Annotated in this window: 38 protein-coding genes; 4 read left to right on the forward strand and 34 right to left on the reverse strand. The window is 70.9% G+C overall.

Annotation, left to right across the window (positions count from 1 at the left end; translation table 11 throughout):
- Window positions 1-133 precede the first annotated feature (133 nt).
- On the reverse strand, window positions 134-961 hold the full coding sequence (gene fdhD / locus ACI799_RS03390) for a formate dehydrogenase accessory sulfurtransferase FdhD (protein ID WP_456590432.1): 828 nt from the start codon (window positions 959-961) through the stop codon (window positions 134-136).
- Between the two features lie 40 nt (window positions 962-1,001).
- On the opposite strand from fdhD, the gene mobA reads away from it, so the two are divergent.
- The 4 genes from mobA (at window position 1,002) to ACI799_RS03410 (ending at window position 3,866) form a co-directional block, all read left to right on the forward strand.
- The gene (mobA, locus tag ACI799_RS03395; protein ID WP_456600093.1) at window positions 1,002-1,592 is read left to right on the forward strand and encodes a molybdenum cofactor guanylyltransferase; all 591 of its coding nucleotides are present in this window, start codon (window positions 1,002-1,004) and stop codon (window positions 1,590-1,592) included.
- A gap of 9 nt (window positions 1,593-1,601) precedes the next feature.
- Window positions 1,602-2,267: an NAD(P)H-binding protein gene (locus ACI799_RS03400; RefSeq protein WP_456590434.1), complete on the forward strand. Its 666-nt coding sequence runs from the start codon at window positions 1,602-1,604 to the stop codon at window positions 2,265-2,267.
- 70 nt (window positions 2,268-2,337) lie between these two features.
- A complete protein-coding gene (locus ACI799_RS03405; RefSeq protein ID WP_456612453.1) occupies window positions 2,338-3,240 on the forward strand; it encodes an alpha/beta fold hydrolase in 903 nt (300 codons plus the stop codon).
- Window positions 3,240-3,866, forward strand: a complete 627-nt coding sequence (locus ACI799_RS03410) for a TetR/AcrR family transcriptional regulator (RefSeq protein ID WP_456612454.1) — start codon at window positions 3,240-3,242, stop codon at window positions 3,864-3,866. Before ACI799_RS03405 ends, ACI799_RS03410 begins: the two co-directional genes overlap by 1 nt.
- Here the strand turns inward: ACI799_RS03410 and truA are convergent.
- The 33 genes from truA to rpsJ form a co-directional block, all read right to left on the reverse strand.
- Window positions 3,844-4,713 (reverse strand): tRNA pseudouridine(38-40) synthase TruA, encoded by an 870-nt coding sequence (truA, locus tag ACI799_RS03415; protein WP_456612455.1) that lies wholly within the window; start codon window positions 4,711-4,713, stop codon window positions 3,844-3,846. The two genes, ACI799_RS03410 and truA, sit on opposite strands and share 23 nt — an antisense overlap.
- A 1-nt stretch (window position 4,714) precedes the next feature.
- Window positions 4,715-5,089, reverse strand: a complete 375-nt coding sequence (locus ACI799_RS03420; protein ID WP_456590438.1) for a hypothetical protein — start codon at window positions 5,087-5,089, stop codon at window positions 4,715-4,717.
- Window positions 5,086-5,694 (reverse strand): 50S ribosomal protein L17, encoded by a 609-nt coding sequence (rplQ, locus tag ACI799_RS03425; RefSeq protein WP_456612456.1) that lies wholly within the window; start codon window positions 5,692-5,694, stop codon window positions 5,086-5,088. The genes ACI799_RS03420 and rplQ overlap by 4 nt, the downstream gene beginning before the upstream one ends.
- A gap of 176 nt (window positions 5,695-5,870) precedes the next feature.
- Entirely contained in the window at window positions 5,871-6,947 is a 1,077-nt protein-coding gene (locus tag ACI799_RS03430) for a DNA-directed RNA polymerase subunit alpha (RefSeq protein ID WP_456590440.1), read from the reverse strand.
- A 166-nt stretch (window positions 6,948-7,113) separates the two neighbouring features.
- Window positions 7,114-7,740 (reverse strand): 30S ribosomal protein S4, encoded by a 627-nt coding sequence (gene rpsD / locus ACI799_RS03435; protein WP_456590441.1) that lies wholly within the window; start codon window positions 7,738-7,740, stop codon window positions 7,114-7,116.
- A gap of 33 nt (window positions 7,741-7,773) precedes the next feature.
- The gene (gene rpsK, locus ACI799_RS03440) at window positions 7,774-8,181 is read right to left on the reverse strand and encodes a 30S ribosomal protein S11 (RefSeq protein WP_091319594.1); all 408 of its coding nucleotides are present in this window, start codon (window positions 8,179-8,181) and stop codon (window positions 7,774-7,776) included.
- A 99-nt stretch (window positions 8,182-8,280) separates the two neighbouring features.
- Window positions 8,281-8,661, reverse strand: coding sequence for a 30S ribosomal protein S13 (rpsM, locus tag ACI799_RS03445; protein ID WP_456590442.1), 381 nt, complete (start codon window positions 8,659-8,661; stop codon window positions 8,281-8,283).
- A gap of 14 nt (window positions 8,662-8,675) precedes the next feature.
- A complete protein-coding gene (gene rpmJ / locus ACI799_RS03450; RefSeq protein ID WP_012950458.1) occupies window positions 8,676-8,789 on the reverse strand; it encodes a 50S ribosomal protein L36 in 114 nt (37 codons plus the stop codon).
- A gap of 67 nt (window positions 8,790-8,856) precedes the next feature.
- Complete coding sequence (infA, locus tag ACI799_RS03455) at window positions 8,857-9,078, reverse strand: translation initiation factor IF-1 (RefSeq protein WP_012950459.1); 222 nt, start codon at window positions 9,076-9,078, stop codon at window positions 8,857-8,859.
- 294 nt (window positions 9,079-9,372) lie between these two features.
- Window positions 9,373-10,230 (reverse strand): type I methionyl aminopeptidase, encoded by an 858-nt coding sequence (map, locus tag ACI799_RS03460; protein ID WP_456612457.1) that lies wholly within the window; start codon window positions 10,228-10,230, stop codon window positions 9,373-9,375.
- Between the two features lie 40 nt (window positions 10,231-10,270).
- The gene (locus ACI799_RS03465) at window positions 10,271-10,879 is read right to left on the reverse strand and encodes an adenylate kinase (protein ID WP_456590444.1); all 609 of its coding nucleotides are present in this window, start codon (window positions 10,877-10,879) and stop codon (window positions 10,271-10,273) included.
- Window positions 10,879-12,189 (reverse strand): preprotein translocase subunit SecY, encoded by a 1,311-nt coding sequence (secY, locus tag ACI799_RS03470; protein WP_456590445.1) that lies wholly within the window; start codon window positions 12,187-12,189, stop codon window positions 10,879-10,881. Before secY ends, ACI799_RS03465 begins: the two co-directional genes overlap by 1 nt.
- A 119-nt stretch (window positions 12,190-12,308) precedes the next feature.
- Window positions 12,309-12,752: a 50S ribosomal protein L15 gene (rplO, locus tag ACI799_RS03475; protein ID WP_456590446.1), complete on the reverse strand. Its 444-nt coding sequence runs from the start codon at window positions 12,750-12,752 to the stop codon at window positions 12,309-12,311.
- A gap of 13 nt (window positions 12,753-12,765) precedes the next feature.
- Entirely contained in the window at window positions 12,766-12,945 is a 180-nt protein-coding gene (gene rpmD, locus ACI799_RS03480; RefSeq protein WP_284491275.1) for a 50S ribosomal protein L30, read from the reverse strand.
- 1 nt (window position 12,946) lies between these two features.
- Window positions 12,947-13,561 (reverse strand): 30S ribosomal protein S5, encoded by a 615-nt coding sequence (rpsE, locus tag ACI799_RS03485; RefSeq protein WP_026857030.1) that lies wholly within the window; start codon window positions 13,559-13,561, stop codon window positions 12,947-12,949.
- Window positions 13,562-13,610: 49 nt separating this feature from the next.
- Window positions 13,611-14,033, reverse strand: coding sequence for a 50S ribosomal protein L18 (gene rplR, locus ACI799_RS03490; RefSeq protein WP_456590447.1), 423 nt, complete (start codon window positions 14,031-14,033; stop codon window positions 13,611-13,613).
- On the reverse strand, window positions 14,033-14,572 hold the full coding sequence (gene rplF, locus ACI799_RS03495; protein WP_456590448.1) for a 50S ribosomal protein L6: 540 nt from the start codon (window positions 14,570-14,572) through the stop codon (window positions 14,033-14,035). Before rplF ends, rplR begins: the two co-directional genes overlap by 1 nt.
- A gap of 14 nt (window positions 14,573-14,586) precedes the next feature.
- Window positions 14,587-14,997 carry a 30S ribosomal protein S8 gene (gene rpsH / locus ACI799_RS03500; RefSeq protein WP_456590449.1) on the reverse strand — a complete coding sequence of 137 codons (411 nt, stop codon included), beginning with the start codon at window positions 14,995-14,997 and terminating at the stop codon, window positions 14,587-14,589.
- 165 nt (window positions 14,998-15,162) lie between these two features.
- A complete protein-coding gene (locus ACI799_RS03505) occupies window positions 15,163-15,348 on the reverse strand; it encodes a type Z 30S ribosomal protein S14 (protein WP_091929101.1) in 186 nt (61 codons plus the stop codon).
- Between the two features lie 19 nt (window positions 15,349-15,367).
- Window positions 15,368-15,952 (reverse strand): 50S ribosomal protein L5, encoded by a 585-nt coding sequence (gene rplE, locus ACI799_RS03510; protein ID WP_456590450.1) that lies wholly within the window; start codon window positions 15,950-15,952, stop codon window positions 15,368-15,370.
- Between the two features lie 5 nt (window positions 15,953-15,957).
- Window positions 15,958-16,293, reverse strand: a complete 336-nt coding sequence (gene rplX, locus ACI799_RS03515) for a 50S ribosomal protein L24 (RefSeq protein WP_456590451.1) — start codon at window positions 16,291-16,293, stop codon at window positions 15,958-15,960.
- Window positions 16,294-16,295: 2 nt separating this feature from the next.
- Window positions 16,296-16,664: a 50S ribosomal protein L14 gene (gene rplN, locus ACI799_RS03520; RefSeq protein ID WP_305998210.1), complete on the reverse strand. Its 369-nt coding sequence runs from the start codon at window positions 16,662-16,664 to the stop codon at window positions 16,296-16,298.
- 215 nt (window positions 16,665-16,879) lie between these two features.
- Window positions 16,880-17,170 (reverse strand): 30S ribosomal protein S17, encoded by a 291-nt coding sequence (gene rpsQ / locus ACI799_RS03525; protein ID WP_456590452.1) that lies wholly within the window; start codon window positions 17,168-17,170, stop codon window positions 16,880-16,882.
- Window positions 17,167-17,400 carry a 50S ribosomal protein L29 gene (gene rpmC, locus ACI799_RS03530; protein WP_097194642.1) on the reverse strand — a complete coding sequence of 78 codons (234 nt, stop codon included), beginning with the start codon at window positions 17,398-17,400 and terminating at the stop codon, window positions 17,167-17,169. The genes rpsQ and rpmC overlap by 4 nt, the downstream gene beginning before the upstream one ends.
- A complete protein-coding gene (gene rplP, locus ACI799_RS03535; RefSeq protein ID WP_014377986.1) occupies window positions 17,400-17,816 on the reverse strand; it encodes a 50S ribosomal protein L16 in 417 nt (138 codons plus the stop codon). Before rplP ends, rpmC begins: the two co-directional genes overlap by 1 nt.
- Before the next feature lie 3 nt (window positions 17,817-17,819).
- A complete protein-coding gene (rpsC, locus tag ACI799_RS03540; protein WP_456590453.1) occupies window positions 17,820-18,731 on the reverse strand; it encodes a 30S ribosomal protein S3 in 912 nt (303 codons plus the stop codon).
- Window positions 18,731-19,198 (reverse strand): 50S ribosomal protein L22, encoded by a 468-nt coding sequence (gene rplV, locus ACI799_RS03545; protein ID WP_091929107.1) that lies wholly within the window; start codon window positions 19,196-19,198, stop codon window positions 18,731-18,733. The genes rpsC and rplV overlap by 1 nt, the downstream gene beginning before the upstream one ends.
- 20 nt (window positions 19,199-19,218) lie before the next feature.
- Window positions 19,219-19,500 (reverse strand): 30S ribosomal protein S19, encoded by a 282-nt coding sequence (gene rpsS / locus ACI799_RS03550; RefSeq protein ID WP_236825796.1) that lies wholly within the window; start codon window positions 19,498-19,500, stop codon window positions 19,219-19,221.
- Between the two features lie 23 nt (window positions 19,501-19,523).
- Window positions 19,524-20,357, reverse strand: a complete 834-nt coding sequence (gene rplB, locus ACI799_RS03555; protein WP_456590454.1) for a 50S ribosomal protein L2 — start codon at window positions 20,355-20,357, stop codon at window positions 19,524-19,526.
- A 44-nt stretch (window positions 20,358-20,401) separates the two neighbouring features.
- Entirely contained in the window at window positions 20,402-20,704 is a 303-nt protein-coding gene (gene rplW, locus ACI799_RS03560; RefSeq protein ID WP_347058012.1) for a 50S ribosomal protein L23, read from the reverse strand.
- A complete protein-coding gene (gene rplD, locus ACI799_RS03565; protein ID WP_456612458.1) occupies window positions 20,701-21,477 on the reverse strand; it encodes a 50S ribosomal protein L4 in 777 nt (258 codons plus the stop codon). Before rplD ends, rplW begins: the two co-directional genes overlap by 4 nt.
- Complete coding sequence (gene rplC, locus ACI799_RS03570) at window positions 21,474-22,139, reverse strand: 50S ribosomal protein L3 (protein ID WP_456590456.1); 666 nt, start codon at window positions 22,137-22,139, stop codon at window positions 21,474-21,476. Before rplC ends, rplD begins: the two co-directional genes overlap by 4 nt.
- Before the next feature lie 15 nt (window positions 22,140-22,154).
- A complete protein-coding gene (gene rpsJ / locus ACI799_RS03575; protein WP_014377994.1) occupies window positions 22,155-22,460 on the reverse strand; it encodes a 30S ribosomal protein S10 in 306 nt (101 codons plus the stop codon).
- Window positions 22,461-22,536: the final 76 nt, after the last annotated feature.

Consider the following 22,536-nt stretch of genomic DNA (forward strand, 5'->3'; position numbering starts at 1 on the left):
CTCCGGACGACATCGCGGCCAGGAGCCGTGGCCCAGCTGCGCTGAGCGCGTCCTGACCTGCGTCGCGGGAGCCTCCGGCCCCCACTCCTGCGGTCACCTCGCGGGGCGCGCAAGGCCCGTGCAGGTGGCCGCGTCAGTCCAGTGCGATGCGCTCCTGGTGGGTGTAGACGTTGCAGCCGTCGCCACGGAGGAAGCCGACGAGGGTGATGCCGACCTCGCGGGCCAGCTCCACGGCCAGCGACGACGGCGCGGAGACCGCCGCCAGCACCGGGATGCCGGCCATCGCCGCCTTCTGGGTCAGCTCGAAGCTCGCCCGGCCGCTCACCATCAGGACGTGCCCGGCCAGCGGCAGCCGGCCGGCCCGCACGCCGTCGCCGATCACCTTGTCCACCGCGTTGTGCCGACCGACGTCCTCGCGCAGCGCGAGCAGCTCGCCGTCGGCGCCGAACAGCCCGGCGGCGTGCAGGCCACCGGTCTTGTCGAACACCTGCTGCTGGGCGCGGAGCCGGTCCGGCAGCGCCAGCAGGGCCGCCAGTGGGAGCCGCAGGGTGTCGGCGGCGACGTCGAAGGAGGTCTTCGTGCGGATCGCGTCGATGCTCGCCTTGCCGCAGACCCCGCAGGAGCTGGACGTGTAGAAGTTCCGCTCCAGCCCGGTGTCGGGCATCGGCACGCCGGGCGCCAGGTCGACGTCCACGACGTTGTACGTGTTGCGCCCGTCCGCGTCGACCGAGTCGCAGTAGCGCAGGCCCGCGACGTCGTCGGCGCCGCGGATCACGCCCTCGGTCGCCAGGAAGCCGTGCACCAGGTCGAAGTCGTCGCCGGGGGTGCGCATGGTGATCGCCAGCGCGGTACCGCCCAGGCGGATCTCGAGCGGCTCCTCCGCGGCGACCGTGTCGGGCCGGGTGGTGTGCTGCGCGCCGCGGATGCGCAGCACCGGGGTGCGGCTGGTGACTCGTCCCACGCGGAGGACGGTACCCATGCCGTGGGCCTACCGTGTCGGCGTGGACCCGCTGCCCCCGTACTCGGCCGTGGTGCTGGCCGGTGGACGGGCCGAGCGGCTGGGCGGGCAGGCCAAGCCCCAGCTGCGCGTGGGCCGCCGGACGATGCTGACGGCCGTCCTCGACGCCGTCGGCGACGCGCGGCAGCGGATCGTCGTGGGGCCGGCGCAGGAGGTCCCGGGCGATGTCCTCCTGACCCGCGAGGCGCCGCCCGGCGGTGGGCCCGTCGCGGCGCTGCGGGCCGGGCTCGCGGTCGTGGACACCGCCGTCGTCGTCCTCCTCGCCGCCGACCTGCCGTTCCTCACCGCCCACCTGGTCGCGGAGCTGCGCCGACGCCTGCGCCACGACGGTGTCCTGGTGGTCGACGACACCGGTCGCGACCAGCTCCTGCTCGGCGCCTGGCGCACGGCTGCGCTGCGCGCCGCCGTGGCCGCGCCGGACTGCCCTCGCGCCCTGCACCGGGTGGTCTCCGGGCTCGCCGTCGACCGCTTCTCCCCGCCGGTGGCACCTGGCCGCCCGGCGCCGTGGCTGGACTGCGACACCCCCGAGGAGCTGGCGCGCGCCCGGGCGGTAGCCGGCGCGCCCCCCGGGTAGGGCGTGGGCATGCGCATCGTCATCGCCGGGGCCCACGGGCAGGTCGCTCGCCGCCTCGGCCGTCTCCTGTCCGGCCGCGGCGACACCGTCGTCGGGCTCGTCCGCAATCCCGATCACCGGGCCGACCTGGAAGCCGATGGCGTGACGCCGGCGGTGATCGACCTCGAGTCGGCCTCGCTCGAGGAGGTCGCCGAGGTGCTGCAGGGCGCTGACGGGGTCGTGTTCGCCGCGGGCGCCGGGCCGGGCAGCGGGGCCGCCCGCAAGGACAGCGTCGACCGCGGAGCGGCGGTGCTGCTGGCCGACGCCGCCGAGCGGGCGGGGGTGCGGACCTACCTGCTCGTCTCCTCCATGGGGACCGACCTGGTGGCCGGTGGCGCCGCGCCCGACGGCGTCGACGAGGTGTTCGCCGCCTACCTGCGCGCCAAGCTCGCCGCCGAGCAGAACCTGCTCGCCCGCCCCGCCCTCGCGGTCACGGTGCTGCGGCCGGGCGGCCTGACCGACGATCCCGGCACGGGCCGGGTCACCCTCGACCGGCACGTGGAGCGCGGCGAGATCCCCCGCGACGATGTCGCCGCCGTGCTGCTGGCGTTCCTCGACTCCCCGCGCGACGGAGCCGTGGTGGAGCTGGTCTCCGGCACGACGCCGGTCGCCGAGGCGGTCGCCTCCGTCCCCTGACGCGGCCCTTCCGCCCGGCGACGCTTGGTGGTACACCTGTATCACCAACGCCGCCGAGGCAGGAGCCGCCATGCCCACCAGGACCGCCCGCCCGTCCGCGTTCACCAGCGATGCAGCGCGGAACAGGTTCCTCGTGCGCTACGACGAGGTGCTGGACCGGGTCTGGCCGGTCCCGGTCGATCCGGTCGACCTGCCGACCACGGCGGGCACCGTCCGGGGATACCGGGCCGGCCCGACCGGCAGCGCCCCGGTCGTCCTGCTCAGCGGCGCGGGTGGCAACGCGATCGGCTGGTACCGCGCCGTCGCCGCGTTGAGCCGGCAGCACCCGGTGCTGGTCGTGGACACACCCGGTGAGCCCGGCCGCTCCCGGCAGACCGCGCCGCCGGCCGACGGGCCGGCGCTCACGGGCTGGCTCGAGGAGGTGCTCGCCGGGGTCGGGGCCCGTGGCGCCCACCTGGTGGGGTGCTCCTACGGCGGCTGGCTGGCCCTGGAGCACGCGCGGGTGCAGCCGGGGCGGATCTCCGCGGTGACGCTCGTGGACCCGGCCGGCCTCCAGCCGCCGACCGGCCGCTTCTACCGCTGGGTGGTCCTCGGCGGGATGGCCGCCGCACTGCCCCGGGGACTGCGCCACCGGGCGGCCCGGCGCCTGGTGAACGGCACGCTCGCCGACGACGACCTCATGGCCCTGGTGTCGGCATCCATGGCCTTCCGGCGCCGGCTCCCCGCCCCCTCGCCGTGGTCGGACGACGAGCTCGAGAGCGTCGCCCCGCCGGTGCAGGTGCTGATCGGCGAGCGCAGCACCATCCACGATGCCACCGCGGTCGCCCGCCGCCTGTCCGCCGTACGGCCGGACTGGCGCGTGGAGGTCGTCCCCGGCACCGGCCACGCGCTGCAGGTCGAGGCTCCCGAGCTGGTGGCCGACCGGGTGCTCTCCTTCCCCCCACCCGTGAGCCGCCCACGCGCGGAGGCCTGATGCCCAGGCGCGTCGACCACGGCGAACGGCGGGCCCACATCAGAGCAGCTCTGCTGCGCATCGCGAGCAGCCGCGGCCTGCAGGCGGTCACCATGCGGGAGGTCGCCGCCGAGGCGGGGGTGTCGCTGCGCCTGGTGCAGTACTACTTCACCGACAAGCGGACGCTGATGCGGGCCGGCCTGGACGAGCTCGCGGCGCGGTTCGACCGCCGGGTCCGTGAGCGCGCCACCGCGCACGGTGCCGGCCTGCCACCGCGGCTGGCCCTCGAGGTCGTGCTCGGCAGCATCCTGCCCACCGACGAGTCGAGTCGTGCGGACCGCATGGCGTGGACGGCCTACTTCGCCGCAACGCTGACCGACCCCGGGCTGCTGGAGGGCACCACCGACCACCCGGATGCGCTCGCCGACCTGCTGACCGGGTACGTCGTGCGCGCGCAGCAGAGCGGAGATGTCGACGCACAGCGGGACGCCCGCATCGAGGCGGCGAGCCTGCTCGCCCTGGTGAACGGCCTCAGCGACAGCGTGCTCGGCCGGCAGCGGGACGCCGAGGACGCGCTGGCGATCCTGGGCTACCGCCTGGACCGGCTGTTCGACGGCCCGGCCGTCACCCCCGGCGCGCCCGGGTGACCTGGGCACGGGCGGCGAGCTCGGCATCGGGCGGGTAGTCGACGGCGAGCAGCGTCAGGCCGTGGGCCGGGGCGACCGGCACCTCGCTGGACCGCTCGGAGCGTGCCAGGAGGCTCGCCGGCCAGTCGAGCGGGCGCCGCCCCTCACCCACCGCGATCAGGCCCCCCACGAGGCTGCGCACCATCGAGTGGCAGAAGGCGTCGGCGGACGCATCGATGCGGAGCACCTCGACGCCGGCGTCCTCCACGGCCCTCGAGACCTTGAGCCGCAGCAGGGTGCGGATCGTCGTCGCCCCCTCGCGGCGCCTGCAGAAGGCCGCGAAGTCGTGCTCACCGAGGAGCAGCCCCGCCGCGAGATCCATGGCGGTGGCGTCGAGCCGACGCGGCCAGGCCACCGTGTCGTTCCGGCGCAGCGGCGGCGGACCCGCCGGGTCGTCGGTCAGCCGGTACGCGTAGTGGCGGGCCAGCGCACCGAAGCGCGCATCGAAGTCCGGGGGCGCCTCGGTCACCGACCGGACCACCACGTCCGACGGCAGGACGCCGCGGAGCCGCCGGACCAGCTTGGCGGCCTGCTCCTGCCACACCCCCCGCGGGACGTCGCAGTGGACGACCTGACCGGTGGCGTGCACGCCGGCGTCGGTGCGGCCGGCGACGGTGAGGTCGACGTCGCGGCGGAGCACCGTGGCCAGACCCCGCTCCAGCTCGTGCTGGACCGTGCGCATCGCCGGCTGGCGGGCCCAGCCGTGGAAGCCGGTGCCGTCGTACTGCACGGCCAGCCGGAGACGGACGAGCCCGCCACCGGAGTCGGTGGCGGGCTCGTCCGTGCGCTGCTGATCGCTCAGCGGCACGTCACTTCGGGTCCGGAGCGGCGTCGCCGCCCTGGTACTGCTGGCTCGCGGTCGCGGCGTCCCCGAGCTCGGCGGCCTCGACCTCCGCCGCCGCGGCCCGGGCCACCTCGGGCGAGAGCGCCGGGTCGTCCACCAAGGCCGCGTTCTCGCGCTGCGGCTCGGGCGTCACGTCACCGTCGTCCTGCCGGTCGCCGTCGGGGTTGTAGACGTCGGTGACGATCTCCTGCGCCTCGTCCGTGACGCTGCCGTCGGTCACCGCGGGCGAGGTGTCGCCACCGGGACCGGTGGTCTCACCCTGGAACGTCGCCCCCTGGTCGCCGCCACCGGCGGACACGCCGGCCGCGCCGGCGCCCGTCACGTCCTCGGGCGAGCTCATCGGGCGTCCGTGTCCTCGGCGTCGGCGGCGGTCTCGCCGGCCGCCTCCTCGGCGACCTGGTCGGCCGCCGCGTCCTCGGCGACGGAGGTCTCCCCGGCAGCGGACTCGTCGACCGGGGTCTCCTCGGCGTCGGCGGTCTCGATCGCGTCCGCGGTGACCTCGCCGGTGGCAGCGGCCGCGCCGGCGCCGGTGGCGAACTGGGTGCCACGGGCGCGCTCGGCCTCGCCGACGGCCTGCTGGCCGACGGTCAGGGCCTCGACCAGCTCGATGACCGCCATCGGGGCATTGTCGCCCTTGCGGGGACCGACCTTGGTGATGCGGGTGTAGCCACCGGGGCGGTTCTCGTAGCGAGGGCCGATCTCGGCGAACAGGGTGTGGACGACGTCCTTGTCACGGATGGTCGTCATCACCTGACGACGCGCGTGCAGGTCACCGCGCTTGGCGAAGGTCACCAGCTTCTCGGCCAACGGACGCAGCCGCTTGGCCTTCGCCTCGGTGGTGGTGATCCGCCCGTGCTCGAACAGCGAGGTGGCCAGGTTGGCCAGCATCAGCCGCTCGTGCGCGGGGGAGCCGCCGAGACGGGGGCCCTTGGTGGGGGTGGGCATGTCGGTCCTTCCTCAGGCGGCCGGGCGCTCGCTGCCGGCTGCATCCGTGGTGGTGCTGTCGTCCTTGCTGCGGTGGTGCTGCACTGCTCGTGGCGTCAGTGTGGCGTGCCCCGAGCGGCCCCGCTGCAGGGGCCCACCGCGGACGTGCCGGCGGCGGGGTGCAGCGGGGCCCTTGCTCAGAGCTGCTCGGTCTCCTGGTAGGAGCCCTCGTCGTACTGCGCCTGGTCGTAGCCGGCCGCGTACTCGCCCGTGCCCTGGTAGGCGTCGGTCTCGTAGCCCTCGTCGTAGCTCTCGATCGAGGTGGGGATGAACCCGGGCGGGCTGTCCTTGAGCGCCAGCCCCATGGCGGCCAGCTTCATCTTGACCTCGTCGATCGACTTGGCCCCGAAGTTCCGGATGTCGAGCAGGTCGGCCTCGGAGCGGGTCACGAGCTCACCGACGGTGTGCACGCCCTCGCGCTTGAGGCAGTTGTAGGACCGGACGGTGAGGTCCATGTCCTCGATCGGCATCGAGAAGTTGGCGATGTCGGCGGCCTCGGCCGGGCTGGGCCCGACCTCGATGCCCTCGGCGTCGATGTTCAGCTCGCGCAGCAGCCCGAAGAGCTCGACCAGGGTCGACCCGGCCGAGGCGATCGCGTCCCGCGGGGCGATGGAGGGCTTGGTCTCCACGTCCACCACGAGCCGGTCGAAGTCCGTGCGCTGCTCGACGCGGGTCGCCTCGACGGCGTAGGTGACCTTGCGGACCGGCGAGTAGATCGAGTCGACGGGGATGCGGCCGATCTCCTGGCCCGGCTGCTTGTTCTGCGGGGCCGGCACGTAGCCGCGGCCGCGCTCGACGACCAGCTCGACCTCCAGCCGACCCTTGCCGTTCAGGGTGGCGATGTGCAGCTCGGGGTTGTGCACCTCGACGCCGGCCGGCGGCGCGATGTCCGCGGCGGTGACCTCACCCGGGCCCTGCTTGCGCAGGTACATGGTCACCGGCTCGTCGGAGTCGGAGCTGACGACCAGGCTCTTGAGGTTGAGGATGATCTCGGTGACGTCCTCCTTGACGCCCGGCACGGTGGTGAACTCGTGCAGGGTGCCCTCGATGCGGATGCTGGTGACAGCGGCACCGGGGATGGACGACAGCAGCGTGCGCCGCAGGGAGTTGCCGAGGGTGTAGCCGAAGCCCGGCTCGAGCGGCTCGATGATGAACCGCGAGCGCTGCTCCGAGATGGTCTCCTCGGTCAGCGTGGGGCGCTGTGCGATGAGCATTGGGTGTCTCCTTCAGGTCCTCCGGCACCCGCCATATGACGCCGTGAGGGGGTGGTGCTGGCCCCGGCGGACATCTGTCCGTCCGCCGGGACCGGTGGTGCTGGAACGGCCCTGTCGCAGGGGCCCGCCGCGCGGGGAGCGTGTGGCGGGGTGCGACAGGGTCCTTCTACTTCGAGTACAGCTCGACGATCAGCTGCTCCTGGACCGGGGTGTCGATCACCTGACGGGCCGGGATGCCGTGGACGAGCACGCGGAGCTGGGTGCTGATGACCTCGAGCCACGGCGGCACGGGGCGCTCGCCCGCGCGGGCCTGGGCCACCTCGAACGGCATCATCGTGCGCGACTTCTCGGCGACCTCGATGATGTCGTTCTCGCTGACCCGGTACGACGGGATGTCGACCTTGCGGCCGTTCACCCGGATGTGGCCGTGGCGCACCAGCTGGCGGGCCATGTCGCGGGACTCGGCGAAGCCGGCCCGGTAGACCACGTTGTCCAGCCGCGACTCGAGGATCTGCAGCAGGACCTCACCGGTCTTGCCCGTCTTGCGGTTGGCCTCTTCGTAGTAGCCGCGGAACTGCTTCTCCAGCACACCGTAGATACGGCGGGCCTTCTGCTTCTCGCGCAGCTGCAGCAGGTACTCGCTGTCCTTGCTGCGGCCCCGGCCGTGCTCGCCCGGCGGGTACGGCCGGATCTCGATCGGGCACTTCGGGGACTCGCACTTGCTGCCCTTGAGGAACAGCTTCATCTTCTCGCGCCGGCACATGCGGCAGTCGGCTCCGGTGTAACGGGCCACGTCTATCTACCTCTTCGTCTCGTCAGTGGCCGGTCAGACCCGGCGGCGCTTCTTGGGGCGGCAGCCGTTGTGCGGCTGCGGGGTGACGTCCTGGATCTGCCCCACCTCGAGGCCGGTGGCCTGGAGCGAGCGGATCGCGGTCTCCCGGCCGGAGCCGGGGCCCTTCACGAAGACGTCCACCTTGCGCATGCCGTGCTCCTGCGCCTTGCGGGCCGCGTTCTCGGCGGCCATCTGCGCGGCGAAGGGGGTCGACTTGCGGGAGCCCTTGAAGCCGACGTGGCCGGCGGAGGCCCAGCTGATCACGTTCCCGCTGGGATCGGTGATCGAGACGATCGTGTTGTTGAACGTGCTCTTGATGTGCGCAGCACCGTGAGCGACGTTCTTCTTCTCCTTGCGGCGGACCTTCTTGGCGCCGGCCGCGGCGCGAGCCCTGGGAGGCATGAGTCTGTCGAGTTCCTTCTCTTCGTGGCCTAGAGAGGCAGCACGCGTGCGCGCCGACGCTCCCCCCTCACGGGATCTGCGGCGACGCGCTCTCGCGGCTTACTTCTTGCCGGCCTTCTTCTTGCCGGCGATGGTCTTGCGCGGGCCCTTGCTCGAGCGCGCGTTGGTCTTGGTGCGCTGACCGTGCACCGGGAGGCCACGGCGGTGCCGCAGACCCTGGTAGCAACCGATCTCCACCTTGCGACGGATGTCGGCGGCCACCTCGCGGCGCAGGTCACCCTCGACGCGGAAGTGCTCGTCGATGTAGTCGCGGAGCTTCAGCAGGTCCTCGTCACTGAGGTCCTTGGCGCGCAGGTCGGGGTTCACACCCGTCGCGGCCAGGGTCTCCTTGGCGTGGTGCTTGCCGATGCCATAGATGTAGGTGAGCGCGATCTCCATCCGCTTCTCGCGGGGCAGGTCGACGCCAGCCAGTCGTGCCATGTTCAGGTACTCCCTCAGCCCTGGCGCTGCTTGTGCCGGGCGTTGTCGCAGATGACCATGACCCGGCCGTGCCGGCGGATCACCTTGCACTTGTCGCAGATCTTCTTCACCGACGGCTGGACCTTCACCGGTGCCGCCCCTCATTCCTCGAAATCGATGTGCCCGGACCGCGCACGCCGTGCGGGTCCGTGACGGTCACTTGTAGCGGTAGACGATGCGACCGCGCGTCAGGTCGTAGGGCGAGAGCTCCACGACCACGCGGTCCTCGGGCAGGATGCGGATGTAGTGCTGCCGCATCTTGCCGCTGATGTGGGCGAGCACCCGGTGCCCGTTCTGCAGCTCGACCCGGAACATCGCGTTGGGCAGCGGCTCGACGACGCGACCCTCGACCTCGATGGCCCCGTCCTTCTTCGCCATGCCCTACACGCACTCCTTGACTCGGTGGTACTGGTTCCTTCGCGCGGCCGCGCCGATGACCGGCTGGACGCGCTCGGGACTTTGCAGATCGGGTGGTGCCGGCGCTCTCGCAGAGGGCGCTCTGCGTCATGCGGCCACAGCACGACGACAGAACGGCGCTAGCGCCACAGAAGATCGTACCCCGATGTCCCACGCGTCACCAACCCGCCCCGGAGTGACAGTGGTGACGTGCTGAACGGCCCGATCAGGGGCTCACTCCCAGCGTGCGAGGGGTGAGGAGGTCGGGGTCCTTCTTCAGGTGCGGGGCGTGATCCCGAACGGCGCCAGACCCGCGACGCCGCCGTCCTCGGCGGTGAGCACCCACGGACCCTCGGGGGTGATGGCGACCGTGTGCTCGAAGTGTGCCGCGCGCGACCCGTCCTTCGTGACGACCGTCCAACCGTCCTCGAGCTCCACGGTGGCGGGGTCGCCGACGGTCACCATCGGCTCGATCGCCAGGGCGAGGCCGGGGACGAGCTTGGGGCCACGGCCCGGCCGCCCGTAGTTCAGCACGTGCGGGTCCTGGTGCATCTCCGTGCCGATGCCGTGCCCGCCGTAGTGGTCGACGATGCCGTACGGGTGGCTCTCGGCCCGGATGACCTGCTCGACCGCGGAGCTGATGTCGGTCAGCCGGCCGCCGGCGACGGCACGGGCCAGCCCCGCCCACATCGACCGCTCCGTCACGTCGAGCAGCGCCGCATCCTCGGCAGAGGGATCCCCCACCGTCACCGTCACGGCGGAATCCCCGTGCCAGCCGTTCAGGATGGCCCCGCAGTCGATCGAGATGTTGTCGCCCGAGGCGAGCGCCCGGTCCTTGTGCGGGATGCCGTGCACGATCTCGTCGTTGATCGACGCGCAGATGCTGCCGGTGAAGCCGTGGTACCCCAGGAACGAGGGCACGGCACCCGCGCTGCGGATGTGGTCCTCGGCGATCGCGTCGAGCTCACCCGTGGTGACCCCCGGGCGGATGGCAGCGCGGACGGCCGCGATCGCTCCCGCGACGACGAGCCCCGCGCCCCGCATCAGCTCGATCTCGTGCGGCGTCTTTATCTGGATCATGCGTCCACTCCACTTCGCGACCAACGGAAGGCGGCCGAGGATGCCTGCCGTCATCTTCCGCGTCGCTCCTTCACCGCACCGGCCGGCCGGTGGCTCACGCCGGCTGACCGGCCTCGCCGTCATCGTCAGCGCCCAGCGCGCGCAGCGCCCGGGCGGTGACCTCCTCGACCGGACCGATCGCGTCGATGCGCGCGAGCAGCCCCTCGTCCTCGTAGAAGCCTGCCACCGGTGCGGTCTGTTCCCGGTACACGTGCAGCCGGTGCCGCACCGTCTCGGGCTTGTCGTCGTCGCGCTGGACCTCTTTACCGTCCACGATCATGCGCCGACCCGAGAGCCGCCGGACCAGCTCGTCCTCGTCGACCACGAGTTCCACGACGCGGTCGAGCTTCTGCCCCAGCTCGGTGAGGGACTCCCGCAGCTGCTCGGCCTGGGCGATGGTGCGCGGGAAGCCATCGAGCAGGAAGCCCGACTCCGCGTCGTCCTCGGCCAGCCGGTCCTTGACCATGGCGACGGTGATCTCGTCGGGCACGAGGTCGCCGGCGTCCATGTAGACCTTGGCCTTCTGGCCCAGCTCCGTCTTCCCGCTCACGTTGGCGCGGAAGATGTCGCCGGTCGAGATCGCGGGGACGCCGAGCTTGGCGGCGATGATCTGCGCCTGGGTGCCCTTGCCCGCTCCGGGGGGGCCCAGGAGGACGATGCGCACTACTTCAGGAACCCTTCGTAGTTGCGCTGATTCAGTTGCGTCTCGATCTGCTTCACCGTCTCCAACCCCACTCCGACCATGATCAGGACAGCGGTTCCACCGAACGGGAAGTTCTGGTTCTGCCCTTCCTGCGTGATCGACAGGAAGAGGTTCGGCAGGACTGCGACCAGACCCAGGTAGATCGACCCCGGAAGCGTGATCCGGGACAGGACGTACTGCAGGTACTCGGCGGTGGGCCGCCCCGGCCGGATGCCCGGGATGAAGCCGCCGTAGCGCTTCATGTCGTCGGCCCGTTCCTCCGGGTTGAACGTGATCGACACGTAGAAGTACGTGAAGAAGATGATCATCGCGAAGTAGATCGCGACGTGGACCGGGCTGCTCTGGTCGATCACGTAGTTCTCGAAGAACCGACGCACCGCTCCGGTCTCGTTGCCCTGGAGCTGGGTGATCAGCTGGGGCAGGTACAGCAGCGACGAGGCGAAGATGACCGGGATGACGCCGGCCTGGTTCACCTTCAGCGGCAGGTAGGTCGACGTGCCGCCGTACATCCGGCGGCCGACCATCCGCTTGGCGTACTGCACCGGGATGCGGCGCTGCGCCTGCTCGACGTAGACCACGGTGCCGATGATCACGACGGCGAAGGCACACACGACGGCGAAGACGATGCCGCCCCGCGTCTGCAGGATCGAGCCGCCCTCGGCCGGGATCCGCGCGGCGATCGAGGTGAAGATCAGCACGGACATGCCGTTGCCGATCCCCTTCTCGGTCAGCAGCTCGCCGAGCCACATGATCAGCGCGGTGCCGGCGGTCAGCGTGATCACCAGGATCACCGTCGTCCAGACCGACTCCGACGGGATGATCTCCTGGCTGCAGTTCGGGAACAGCTGCCCGCTGCGGGCGAGGGCGATGATGCCGGTGCTCTGCAGCACGGCCAGCGCGATGGTGAGGTAGCGGGTGTACTGGGTCAGCTTGGCCTGACCCGACTGCCCTTCCTTCTTCAGCTGCTCGAAGCGCGGGATCACCACCACCAGCAGCTGCACGATGATGCTCGCGGTGATGTAGGGCATGATCCCCAGCGCGAACACGCTCAACCGGAGCAGCGCGCCGCCGGAGAAGAGGTTCACCAGCGAGTAGAGGTCCCGCTGGTCGGAGGCCTGGGCCTGCTCCAGGCAGCTGTTGATCGCCTCCACCGAGACGCCCGGCCCCGGGACCGCCGCCCCCAGCCGGTAGACGGCGATGATCGCCAGGGAGAACAGCAGCTTGCGCCGGAGATCTGGCGTCCGGAACGCCGCGGCGAACGCCTGCAGCACGTGCCCTCCCCTGTTCGGTCGAGTGAGGTTAGCAAGAGAAGGACCCCGTCCCCCTCACCGCTCGCGAGCTCGCGGTGAGCCTCCGGACGGGGCCGAGGGAGGGGAAGGGGTCCTTCTACTCAGAGAACGGTGGTGCTGCCGCCGGCCGCGGCGATCTTCTCGGCAGCCGAGGCGGAGAAGGCGTTCGCGTGCACGTCGACCTTGATCCCGCCGAGGTCACCGGTGCCCAGCACCTTGACCGGCTGGCCGCGGCGCACCGCGCCGGCCTCGGCCAGCGTGTCCGGGTTGACCGCGCCCCCCTGCGGGAACAGCGCCGCGATCCGGTCGAGGTTGACGACCTGGAAGACGACCTTGTTGTTGTTCTTGAAGCCCGAGAGCTTGGGCAGCCGCATGTTCAGCGGGGTCTGCCCACCCTCGAACCGCGCGGAGACGGTGCCCCGCGCGCCGGTGCCCTTCGTACCGCGCCCGGCCGTCTTGCCCTTGGAACCCTCACCACGACCCACGCGGGTCTTCTTGGTGTGGGCGCCGGGGGCCGGACGCAGGTGGTGGACCTTCAGTGTCATAGCGAGTCTTTCCTCAGACCTCTTCGACGCGCACGAGGTGCGGCACCGTCGCGACCATCCCGCGGATCTCGGGACGGTCCTCCTGGACGACCGAGTCGTTGATCTTCTTCAGGCCCAGCGAGCGCAGCGTCTGGCGCTGGTTGGGCTTGGTGCCGATCGCGGACTTGACCTGGGTGACCTTCAGCTGCGCCATCTCAGACCCCCTGACCCGCACGCGCACGCAGCATGGCGGCCGGGGCGACGTCCTCGAGGGGCAGACCACGGCGGGCCGCGATCTCCTCGGGGCGGACGAGGTCCTTCAGCGCCTGCATGGTGGCGTGCACGATGTTGATCGGGTTCGACGAACCGAGGCTCTTCGAGAGCACGTCGTGGATACCGGCGCACTCCAGCACGGCGCGCACCGGGCCACCGGCGATGACACCGGTACCGGGGCTCGCCGGCTTGAGGAGCACGACGCCCGCCGCCGCCTCACCCTGCACGGGGTGCGGGATGGTGCTGGCGATGCGCGGCACCTTGTAGAAGTGCTTCTTCGCCTCCTCGACGCCCTTGGCGATCGCCGCGGGCACCTCCTTGGCCTTGCCGTAGCCGACGCCCACGGTGCCGTCACCGTCGCCCACGATCACCAGAGCGGTGAAGCTGAAGCGCCGACCACCCTTGACGACCTTGGACACGCGGTTGATCGCCACCACGCGCTCGATGTAGTTGCTCTTCTCGGCGGGAGCGCCTCCGGGGCCCCGCCCGCCGTCACGACGGTCGCGGCGGTCGTTGCCGCCGCCGGCGCCGCCGCCGCGTCGCTGTGGTCCTGGCATCAGACGTCCCTCTCGATCTGCTCGCTCGTGCTGGTGCGGTGGCTGGTCATCAGAAGTCCAGCCCACCCTCGCGGGCACCGTCGGCCAGCGCGGCGATGCGCCCGGCGTAGCGGTTGCCCCCGCGGTCGAAGACGACCGCCGTGATGCCGGCGGCCTTCGCGCGCTCGGCCACCAGGGCACCCACCTGGCGGGCCAGGGCGGACTTGTCGCCCTCGGCGCCACGCAGGCTGGCGTCCATGGTCGACGCGCTCACCACGGTGCGGCCGACGGTGTCGTCGACCACCTGCACGTGGATGTGGCGCGAGCTGCGCTTGACCACCAGGCGCGGGCGCTCCGGCGTGCCGGCGACCCGCTTGCGCAGCCGGTTGTGCCGACGCAGGCGCGAGACGCGCCGCGCGGTGCTGATGTCGGTGCCGACGGGCTTGCGGCCGCCGGCGGTCTTCCCGTTCGTGGGAGCAGTTGCCTGAGCCATCACTTACCCGTCTTCCCGACCTTGCGCTTGACGACCTCGCCCTGGTACCGCACGCCCTTGCCCTTGTACGGGTCGGGCTTGCGGATCTTGCGGATCTTGGCCGCCACCTCACCGACCAGCTGCTTGTCGATCCCGCTGACCCGCAGGCGGGTCGGGGACTCGACCGCGAAGGTGATGCCCTCCGGGGCCTTCACCGGCACGGGGTGGCTGAAGCCCAGGGCGAACTCGAGGTCCGAGCCGCGCGCCTGGACGCGGTAACCGACACCGACGATCTCGAGGGTCTTGGTGTACCCCTCGGTGACGCCGGTGATCATGTTGGCGATCAGAGTCCGCGAGAGCCCGTGCAGGGCGCGGCTCTGCCGCTCGTCGTTGGGGCGCTGCACCCGCAGCGTGCCGTCCTCGTCGCGCTCGACGGTGATCGGCGCGGCGACCGTGTGGCTGAGCGTGCCCTTGGGTCCCTTCACGCTGACCGTCTGACCGTCGATGGCGACGTCGACACCACCGGGCACGGCGATCGGGAGTCGTCCGATCCGTGACATTGTCGTTCGCTCCCTTACCAGACGTAGGCGAGGACTTCCCCACCCACGCCCTTCTTGTTCGCCTGCTTGTCGGTCAGCAGCCCGGTCGAGGTCGAGATGATCGCGACGCCGAGGCCGCCGAGGACCTTGGGCAGCGCCGTCGACTTCGCGTACACCCGCAGACCGGGCTTGGAGACCCGCCGGACGCCGGCGATGCTCCGCTCGCGGTTCGGGCCGTACTTGAGGTCGACCACCAGCTGCTTGAACGGCTTGCCGTCGGCGTCGGTCTCGTCCACGCGCCACCCCGCGATGTAGCCCTCCTGCTGGAGGATCTCGGCGATGTGCGTCTTGAGCTTCGACGACGGCATGACCGCGGAGTCGTGGTACGCCTGGTTGGCGTTGCGCAGACGCGTCAGCATGTCTGCGATCGGGTCGGTCATGGTCATGACGTAGTGGTGCCTCTCTCGCCGCGGTTCCTCGTGCGCCGGGTCATCGGGGACTTGGCGCGGGGCCTTTCGGCGATCAGTGGTGCGTTGGTGAGGGGATGGAGCGGCCCGGCCCCGTCCCGGGTCCCACCCTGAGCTTGCGAAGGGTGGGGAGGACGGGGTGTTTTACCAGGAACTCTTGCGAACGCCCGGGAGCTCCCCGGCGTGGGCCATCTCCCGCAGGCAGATCCGGCACAGGCCGAACTTGCGGAACACCGAGTGCGGGCGACCGCACCGCTGGCAGCGGGTGTAGCCACGCACCTTGAACTTCGGGGTGCGGGCCGCCTTGTTGATCAGCGCCTTCTTGGCCATCTCTTCTCTCCTGCCCGGCTCAGCGGACGGTCGTGACGACGGGCTGGCCGGCGAAGGGGAAGCCGAGCTGGCGGAGCAGCTCGCGACCCTCCTCGTCGGTGGTCGCGGTGGTGACCAGCGTGATGTCCATGCCGCGGGGACGGTCGATCTTGTCGACGTCGATCTCGCGGAACATCGACTGCTCGTTCAGCCCGAACGTGTAGTTGCCGTGGCCGTCGAACTGCTTGGGGTTCAGGCCGCGGAAGTCGCGGATGCGGGGCAGCGCCAGCGACAGCAGACGGTCCAGGAACTCCCACATGCGGTCGCCGCGGAGGGTGACCTTCGCGCCGATGGGCATGCCCTCGCGCAGCTTGAACTGCGCGATGGACTTGCGGGCCCGGACGACGGCCGGCTTCTGGCCGGTGATGGCGGTGAGGTCGCGGACCGCGCCGTCCATCAGCTTGGCGTCGCGGGTGGCCTCGCCGACGCCCATGTTGACGACGATCTTCGTCAGGCGCGGGATCTGCATGACGTTCTCGTAGCCGAACTCCGACTGGAGGGCCGGCGTGATCGTCTCGCGGTAGTGGGCGAGCATGCGGGGCAGCTCACGGGTGGGTGCGCTCATGAGGTTCAGAGGTCCTTACCGGTGCGCCGCGAGACCCGGATGCTGCGGCCTTCCTCGTCCTTGCGGTAGCCGACCCGGGTCGGCTTCTCCTCGGAGTCGACCACCATCACGTTGCTCACGTGGATGGGCGCCTCCTGCGTGACGATCCCGCCCTGCTGGGCGCCGCGCTGGGTCGAGCTGATGCGGGTGTGCTTCCGCACGCGACCGACGCCCTCGACCAGGACCCGCTGGAGCTTGGGGTAGGCGGCGATGACGCGGCCCTTGGCTCCCTTGTCCTTGCCGGCCAGCACGAGGACGGTGTCGCCCTTCTTGACCTTCATCGACGGGGTCTTGTCCGCCATGATCACAGCACCTCCGGGGCGAGCGAGATGATCCGCATGAAGCGCTTGTCGCGGAGCTCCCGGCCGACGGGCCCGAAGATGCGCGTCCCGCGCGGGTCGCCGCTGTCGCGGATGATGACCGCGGCGTTCTCGTCGAAGCGGATGTAGGAGCCGTCCGGACGACGGCGCTCCTTCACGGTGCGGACGACGACGGCCTTGACGACGTCACCCTTCTTGACGCCTGCACCGGGCAGCGCGTCCTTCACGGTGCCGACGATGATGTCGCCGATGCCCGCGTAGCGTCGCCCGGAGCCGCCGAGCACCCGGATGCAGAGGATCTCCTTCGCACCGGTGTTGTCGGCGACGCGCAGCCGCGACTCCTGCTGGATCACGTCCTACTCCCAAATACTTGTGGTGACAGCCGGGCCGGAACGGTGAACCGGCTGTCCGGCACTCGCGTGCGGACGCACCGGCGGCAGTTGCCGCCGGTGCGTCCGAAGCACGGGTACCGGGATGTGACGCGCGACCCCCTCGAGCCACGAGGTGCGCGCCAGTCGTTCAGCGTACTCCTACCTGGGGCGACCCTGCCGGGCCGCCTCCCGCAGGACTACTTGGCCTTCTCGATGACCTCGACCAGCCGCCACCGCTTGGTGGCCGACGTCGGCCGGGTCTCCATGATCTGCACGCGGTCACCGACACCGGCGACGCCCTGCTCGTCGTGCGCCTTCAGCTTGCTCGTCCGGCGGATGACCTTGCCGTACAGGCCGTGCTTCACGCGGTCCTCGACCTCGACGACGATGGTCTTCTCCATCTTGTCGCTGACGACGAGGCCCTCGCGGACCTTGCGGTAGCCACGGCCGGCCAGGCCGGGGCCGGACGACTCCTGGGTCTCGCTCATGCCACACCCTCGTTCGGGGCGACCGAGAGACCCAGCTCGCGCTCGCGCATGATCGTGTAGATCCGGGCGATGTCGCGGCGGACGGTCTGCAGTCGCCGATTGTTGTCCAGCTGGCCGGTGGCCACCTGGAACCGCAGGTTGAACAGTTCTTCCTTCGACTCGCGCAGCCGCGAGGCGAGCTCGTCAGCAGAGAGCTCGCGCAGCTCGGGAGCGGTCAGACCGGCGGCCATCACACTTCTCCTTCACGCGTGATGAAGCGGCACTTCATCGGCAGCTTGTGGATCGCACGACGCATGGCCTCGCGGGCCACGGGCTCGGCGACCCCGGACAGCTCGAACAGCACGCGACCGGGCTTGACGTTGGCCACCCACCACTCGGGCGAACCCTTACCGGAACCCATGCGGGTCTCGGCGGGCTTCTTCGTCAGCGGACGGTCGGGGTAGATCGAGATCCACACCTTCCCGCCACGACGGATGTGCCGGGTCATCGCGATACGCGCCGACTCGATCTGCCGGTTGGTGACGTAGGCCGGCTCCAGGGCCTGGATGGCGTACTCACCGAAGTTGATCTCGGTGCCGCCCTTGGCCCGGCCGGAGCGGCTCGGGTGGTGCTGCTTGCGGTGCTTGACGCGCCGTGGGATGAGCATGGCTCAGCTCTCCGTGTTCTCGGTGGCCGTCTCGGCGGCTGCCGTGCCCTGCGGGCCGGCTGCCTCGGCGACGGTCTGCTCGGGAGCGACCTCACCGGAGGTCTGCGCGACCACGGCGTCGGTGGTCTCGGCCACCGGCCCCGTCGTGGACTCGGCGGCGGCGCGGCCGGCCTCGGTGCCACCAGCGGTGGTGCCCGAGGAACCCGAGCGGCGCTGGGGCCGCTGCGCGCGCTCGCGTCGCTGCTGACGCTGGGCGAGTGCCTCGAGGGCCTCCCGCTCGGCGCGCGAGCCGCTGACGTCGCCCTTGTAGATCCACACCTTGACGCCGATGCGACCGAAGGTCGTACGGGCCTCGTAGATGCCGTAGTCGATGTTCGCCCGGAGGGTGTGCAGGGGCACCCGGCCCTCGCGGTAGAACTCCGAGCGGCTCATCTCGGTGCCGCCGAGGCGACCCGAGCACTGCACCCGGATGCCCTTGACCTGCGGGCTGCGCTGGGCGGACTGCATCGCCTTGCGCATGGCGCGCCGGAAGCTCACCCGGCTGGAGAGCTGCTCGGCGACGCCCTGGGCGACCAGCTGCGCGTCGGACTCGGGGTTCTTGACCTCGAGGATGTTCAGCTGCACCTGCTTGCCGGTCAGCTTCTCCAGCTCGCCGCGGATGCGGTCCGCCTCGGCGCCGCGGCGCCCGATGACGATGCCCGGACGGGCGGTGTGGATGTCGACGCGGACCCGGTCACGGGTGCGCTCGATCTCCACCTTGGAGATGCCGGCCCGCTCCATGCCCTTGGACATGAGCTTGCGGATCGCGACGTCTTCCTTGACGTAGTCCTTGTACAGCTTGTCCGCGTACCACCGGGACTTGTAGTCGGTGGTGATCCCGAGCCGGAACCCGTGCGGGTTGACCTTCTGACCCACTATCGGGTCCCTCCCCTCGTGTTGCTGGTGGACTGCTGGGTGGCCGGGCCGGACTGGCCGGTGTCCCGGCGCGCCTTGCGCGACTTCTGCGCGAGGACGGCGCTGCTGGCGACCTCGCTCACCTCGATGGTGATGTGGCTGGTCCGCTTGTTGATGCGGAACGCCCGGCCCTGCGCACGCGGACGGATCCGCTTGAGCGTCGGCCCCTCGTCGACGTACGCCGCGCTGACCACGAGTGCAGCCGGGTCCAGCTGCAGGTTGTGCTCGGCGTTGGCCACCGCGCTGGCGACCACCTTGGCGACCGGCTCGCTCGCCGACTGCGGGGCGAAGCGCAGCAGCGCCAGGGCCTCGTCGGTCGGCAGGTAGCGGATCAGGTCCACCACGCGGCGGGCCTTCATGGGGGTCACGCGGACGAACCGGGCCGTAGCCCGGGCGACCGGCGCCTCCTGTCCCAACTGGGAAGTCATCTGAATCTCTCTCTACCTGGTCAGCCCCGCCGCGAGCGGCGGTCGTCCTTGACGTGCCCGCGGAAGGTGCGCGTGGGCGCGAACTCCCCGAGCTTGTGCCCGACCATCGCCTCGGTCACGAACACCGGGACGTGCTTGCGGCCGTCGTGCACCGCGAGGGTGTGGCCGAGCATGTCCGGGATGATCGTCGAACGGCGTGACCAGGTACGGATCACGTTCTTGGTGCCCTTGGCGTTCTGGGCGTCCACCTTGGCGAGCAGGTGGTCGTCGACGAACGGGCCCTTCTTCAGGCTGCGTGGCATATCTGTCGGACTCCTCTACCCGCTCAGCGCTTCTTGTTGGTGCGCCGGCGGCGCACGATCAGGGCGTCACTTGCCTTCCGCTTGCGCGTCCGGCCCTCCGGCTTGCCCTTCGGGTTCACCGGGTGGCGACCACCGGAGGTCTTGCCCTCACCGCCACCGTGCGGGTGGTCGACCGGGTTCATCGCCACACCCCGGACGGTCGGGCGCTTGCCCTTCCACCGCATACGGCCGGCCTTGCCCCAGTTGATGTTCGACTGCTCGGCGTTGCCCACCTCGCCGACGGTCGCGCGGCAGCGCACGTCGACGTTGCGGATCTCCCCCGACGGCATGCGCAGCTGCGCGAAGCGACCCTCGCGGGCGACCAGCTGGACGCTGGTCCCCGCGGAACGGGCGATCTTCGCGCCGCCACCGGGACGGAGCTCGATGGCGTGAACCACGGTGCCGACCGGGATGTTCCGCAGCGGCAGGTTGTTGCCCGGCTTGATGTCGGCCGTGGGGCCGCACTCCACCGTGTCGCCCTGCTTCAGCCGCGCCGGCGCGATGATGTAGCGCTTCTCGCCATCGGCGAAGTGCAGGAGCGCGATCCGGGAGGTGCGGTTCGGGTCGTACTCGATGTGCGCGACCTTGGCCGGCACGCCGTCCTTGTCGGCACGACGGAAGTCGATCACCCGGTAGGCGCGCTTGTGGCCGCCACCCTGGTGGCGAGCGGTGACCTTCCCGTGCACGTTGCGCCCGCCACGACCGTGCAGCGGTCGGACCAGCGACTTCTCGGGGTGGTCTCGCGTGACCTCGGCGAAGTCGGCGACGCTGGAGCCGCGGCGGCCCGGCGTCGTCGGCTTGTACTTGCGGATAGCCATTGCTGACTCAGTCCTCTATCTCTGGTCCGAAACGGTCACGGCGCTCAGGCGCCGGGACCACCGAAGATCTCGATGCGGTCGCCGGCAGCCACGGAGACGATGGCGCGCTTGGTGTCCTTGCGCTTGCCCATCTGGGTACCCCGGCTGCGCTTGCGCTTGCCCTGGCGGTTGATCGTGTTCACGCCGAGGACCTTCACCTTGAAGATCTGCTCGACCGCGATCTTGATCTGCGTCTTGTTGGCGTCCGGCCGCACGATGAACGTGTACTGGTTGCCATCCAGCAGGCCGTAGCTCTTCTCGGAGATGACCGGGGCGAGCAGGACGTCCCGGGGGTCGCGGACGCTCATGCCTTCTCCTCGGTGGTCTCTTCGACGGTGCCCTCGCCGGCGGCGGGGGCGATGGACGGGATGCCACCGGGGATCTCGGAGGTGGCGAGGTCGGGCAGGTCGGCGCCGGAGCGCTTGCCCTTGGCCGGACCGGCGACGAACTCGGCCAGCGCCGCCTCGGTGAAGATGACCTCGTCGGAGACCAGCACGTCGTAGGTGTTGAGCTGGCCGGCCTCGATGAGGTGCACCTCGGGGACGTTGCGCAGGCTGACCCAGTTGAGGACGTCGTCGCGGTCGAGGACCACCAGGACCCGCCTGGCCTGGGTGACGGCGTTCAGCGTGGCCAGCGCGGCCTTCGTCTTGGGGGCGTCGCCGTCGACGAACGCGGAGACCACGTGCACCCGGCCCTCGCGGGCCCGGTCGGAGAGGGCACCGCGCAGGGCGGCGGCCTTCATCTTCTTCGGGGTCTTCTGCTCGTAGTTGCGCGGCTGCGGGCCGTGGACGATGCCACCACCGGTGAACTGCGGCGCGCGGATCGAGCCCTGGCGGGCACGCCCGGTGCCCTTCTGGCGGTACGGCTTCGCGCCACCGCCGGCGACCTGACCCCGCGACTTGGTGGCGTGGGTGCCCTGGCGGGCAGCCGCCAGCTGCGCGACGACGACCTGGTGCATCAGGGAGACGTTCGCACTGGCGTCGAAGAGCTCACCGGGCAGCGTCACGCTGCCGGAGGTCTCCCCCGCCGGGGTGCGGACGTCGACCTGGCGGTCGGTGCGCGTCTCGGTCGATGAGGTCACTTGTCGTCACTCCCCACGGGACCGCCCTTGACGGCCGAACGGACGAGCACGAGGCCGCCCTTCGGGCCGGGGATGGCGCCCTTGATCAGCAGCAGACCCCGCTCGGTGTCCACCTTGTGGACGACGAGCGACAGGGTCGTGGTCTTGACCGCACCCATGCGGCCGGCCATGCGCAGGCCCTTGAAGACCCGGCCCGGCGTCGACGCGCCACCGATGGAACCCGGCGACCGGTGCTTGCGCTGGGTGCCGTGCGAGGCGCCGAGGCCCTTGAACCCGTGGCGCTTCATGACACCGGCGGTGCCCTTGCCCTTGCTGGTGCCGATGACGTCGACCTTCGCGACGCCGTCGAACACGTCGGCGGTCAGCTCCTGGCCGACCGTGTAGTTCCCCGCGTCGGAGGTGCGCAGCTCCACCAGGTGGCGCCGCGGCGTCACGCCCGCCTTGGTGAAGTGCCCGCCCTCGGGCTTGTTCACCTTGCGCGGGTCGATCTCACCGAACCCGAGCTGGACGGCGGAGTAGCCGTCGACCTCGGGGGTGCGCACCTGGGTCACCACACACGGGCCCGTCTTGACGACGGTCACCGGCACGAGGCGGTTGTTCTCGTCGAAAACCTGGGTCATCCCCAGCTTCTCGCCGAGGAGACCACGGAATGTGCTCGCCATGTCTGCTGACTGCCCTTACTGAATGTTGACGTCGACCGAGGCCGGCAGGTCGATGCGCATGAGCGCGTCGACCGTCTTCGGCGTCGGGTCGAGGATGTCGATGAGCCGCTTGTGGGTCCGCATCTCGAAGTGCTCGAAGGAGTCCTTGTACTTGTGCGGAGACCGGATCACGGCGTACACGTTCTTCTCCGTCGGCAGCGGCACCGGGCCGACGACGCGCGCTCCGGTCTTCGTCACCGTCTCCACGATGCGCCGCGCCGAGGCATCGATCGCCTCGTGGTCGTAGGCCTTCAGCCGGATGCGGATCTTCTGTCCCGCCATCGCCTGTTCTCGCTCCTGCCGATCGGTTGTGAAAGATCAAGTGGGTCTGTTGACCCGGTGGGTCCAGGACCCGGGC

Source organism: Blastococcus sp. SYSU DS0753 (assembly GCF_054051175.1).

Coding starts and splice junctions, on each gene's coding strand:
- rpsJ (WP_014377994.1), bottom strand. CDS start 22,460: ATGGCGGGACAGAAGATCCGCATCCGGCTGAAGGCCTACGACCACGAG.
- rplO (WP_456590446.1), bottom strand. CDS start 12,752: ATGACACTGAAGGTCCACCACCTGCGTCCGGCCCCCGGCGCCCACACC.
- rpsS (WP_236825796.1), bottom strand. CDS start 19,500: ATGCCACGCAGCCTGAAGAAGGGCCCGTTCGTCGACGACCACCTGCTC.
- map (WP_456612457.1), bottom strand. CDS start 10,230: ATGACGGCAGGCATCCTCGGCCGCCTTCCGTTGGTCGCGAAGTGGAGT.
- rplX (WP_456590451.1), bottom strand. CDS start 16,293: ATGGCGGACAAGACCCCGTCGATGAAGGTCAAGAAGGGCGACACCGTC.
- rplE (WP_456590450.1), bottom strand. CDS start 15,952: ATGAGCGCACCCACCCGTGAGCTGCCCCGCATGCTCGCCCACTACCGC.
- ACI799_RS03430 (WP_456590440.1), bottom strand. CDS start 6,947: ATGCTCATCGCACAGCGCCCCACGCTGACCGAGGAGACCATCTCGGAG.
- rplQ (WP_456612456.1), bottom strand. CDS start 5,694: ATGCCCACCCCCACCAAGGGCCCCCGTCTCGGCGGCTCCCCCGCGCAC.
- ACI799_RS03420 (WP_456590438.1), bottom strand. CDS start 5,089: ATGAGCTCGCCCGAGGACGTGACGGGCGCCGGCGCGGCCGGCGTGTCC.
- rpsQ (WP_456590452.1), bottom strand. CDS start 17,170: ATGAGCGAGACCCAGGAGTCGTCCGGCCCCGGCCTGGCCGGCCGTGGC.
- ACI799_RS03400 (WP_456590434.1), top strand. CDS start 1,602: ATGCGCATCGTCATCGCCGGGGCCCACGGGCAGGTCGCTCGCCGCCTC.
- rplW (WP_347058012.1), bottom strand. CDS start 20,704: ATGAGCGTCCGCGACCCCCGGGACGTCCTGCTCGCCCCGGTCATCTCC.
- ACI799_RS03405 (WP_456612453.1), top strand. CDS start 2,338: ATGCCCACCAGGACCGCCCGCCCGTCCGCGTTCACCAGCGATGCAGCG.
- rplC (WP_456590456.1), bottom strand. CDS start 22,139: ATGGCGAGCACATTCCGTGGTCTCCTCGGCGAGAAGCTGGGGATGACC.
- ACI799_RS03505 (WP_091929101.1), bottom strand. CDS start 15,348: ATGGCCAAGAAGGCGCTGATCAACAAGGCGGCCCGCACCCCGAAGTTC.
- rplV (WP_091929107.1), bottom strand. CDS start 19,198: ATGACTTCCCAGTTGGGACAGGAGGCGCCGGTCGCCCGGGCTACGGCC.
- rplP (WP_014377986.1), bottom strand. CDS start 17,816: ATGCTCATCCCACGGCGCGTCAAGCACCGCAAGCAGCACCACCCGAGC.
- rpsE (WP_026857030.1), bottom strand. CDS start 13,561: ATGCCAGGACCACAGCGACGCGGCGGCGGCGCCGGCGGCGGCAACGAC.
- infA (WP_012950459.1), bottom strand. CDS start 9,078: ATGGCGAAGAAGGACGGGGCCATCGAGGTCGAGGGTCGCGTCGTCGAG.
- rpmC (WP_097194642.1), bottom strand. CDS start 17,400: ATGGCCGCCGGTCTGACCGCTCCCGAGCTGCGCGAGCTCTCTGCTGAC.
- ACI799_RS03410 (WP_456612454.1), top strand. CDS start 3,240: ATGCCCAGGCGCGTCGACCACGGCGAACGGCGGGCCCACATCAGAGCA.
- rpsM (WP_456590442.1), bottom strand. CDS start 8,661: ATGGCACGACTGGCTGGCGTCGACCTGCCCCGCGAGAAGCGGATGGAG.
- rplB (WP_456590454.1), bottom strand. CDS start 20,357: ATGGCTATCCGCAAGTACAAGCCGACGACGCCGGGCCGCCGCGGCTCC.
- rpmD (WP_284491275.1), bottom strand. CDS start 12,945: ATGGCGCAGCTGAAGGTCACCCAGGTCAAGTCCGCGATCGGCACCAAG.
- rpsH (WP_456590449.1), bottom strand. CDS start 14,997: ATGACCATGACCGACCCGATCGCAGACATGCTGACGCGTCTGCGCAAC.
- rpsK (WP_091319594.1), bottom strand. CDS start 8,181: ATGCCTCCCAGGGCTCGCGCCGCGGCCGGCGCCAAGAAGGTCCGCCGC.
- rplF (WP_456590448.1), bottom strand. CDS start 14,572: ATGTCACGGATCGGACGACTCCCGATCGCCGTGCCCGGTGGTGTCGAC.
- rplR (WP_456590447.1), bottom strand. CDS start 14,033: ATGGCTCAGGCAACTGCTCCCACGAACGGGAAGACCGCCGGCGGCCGC.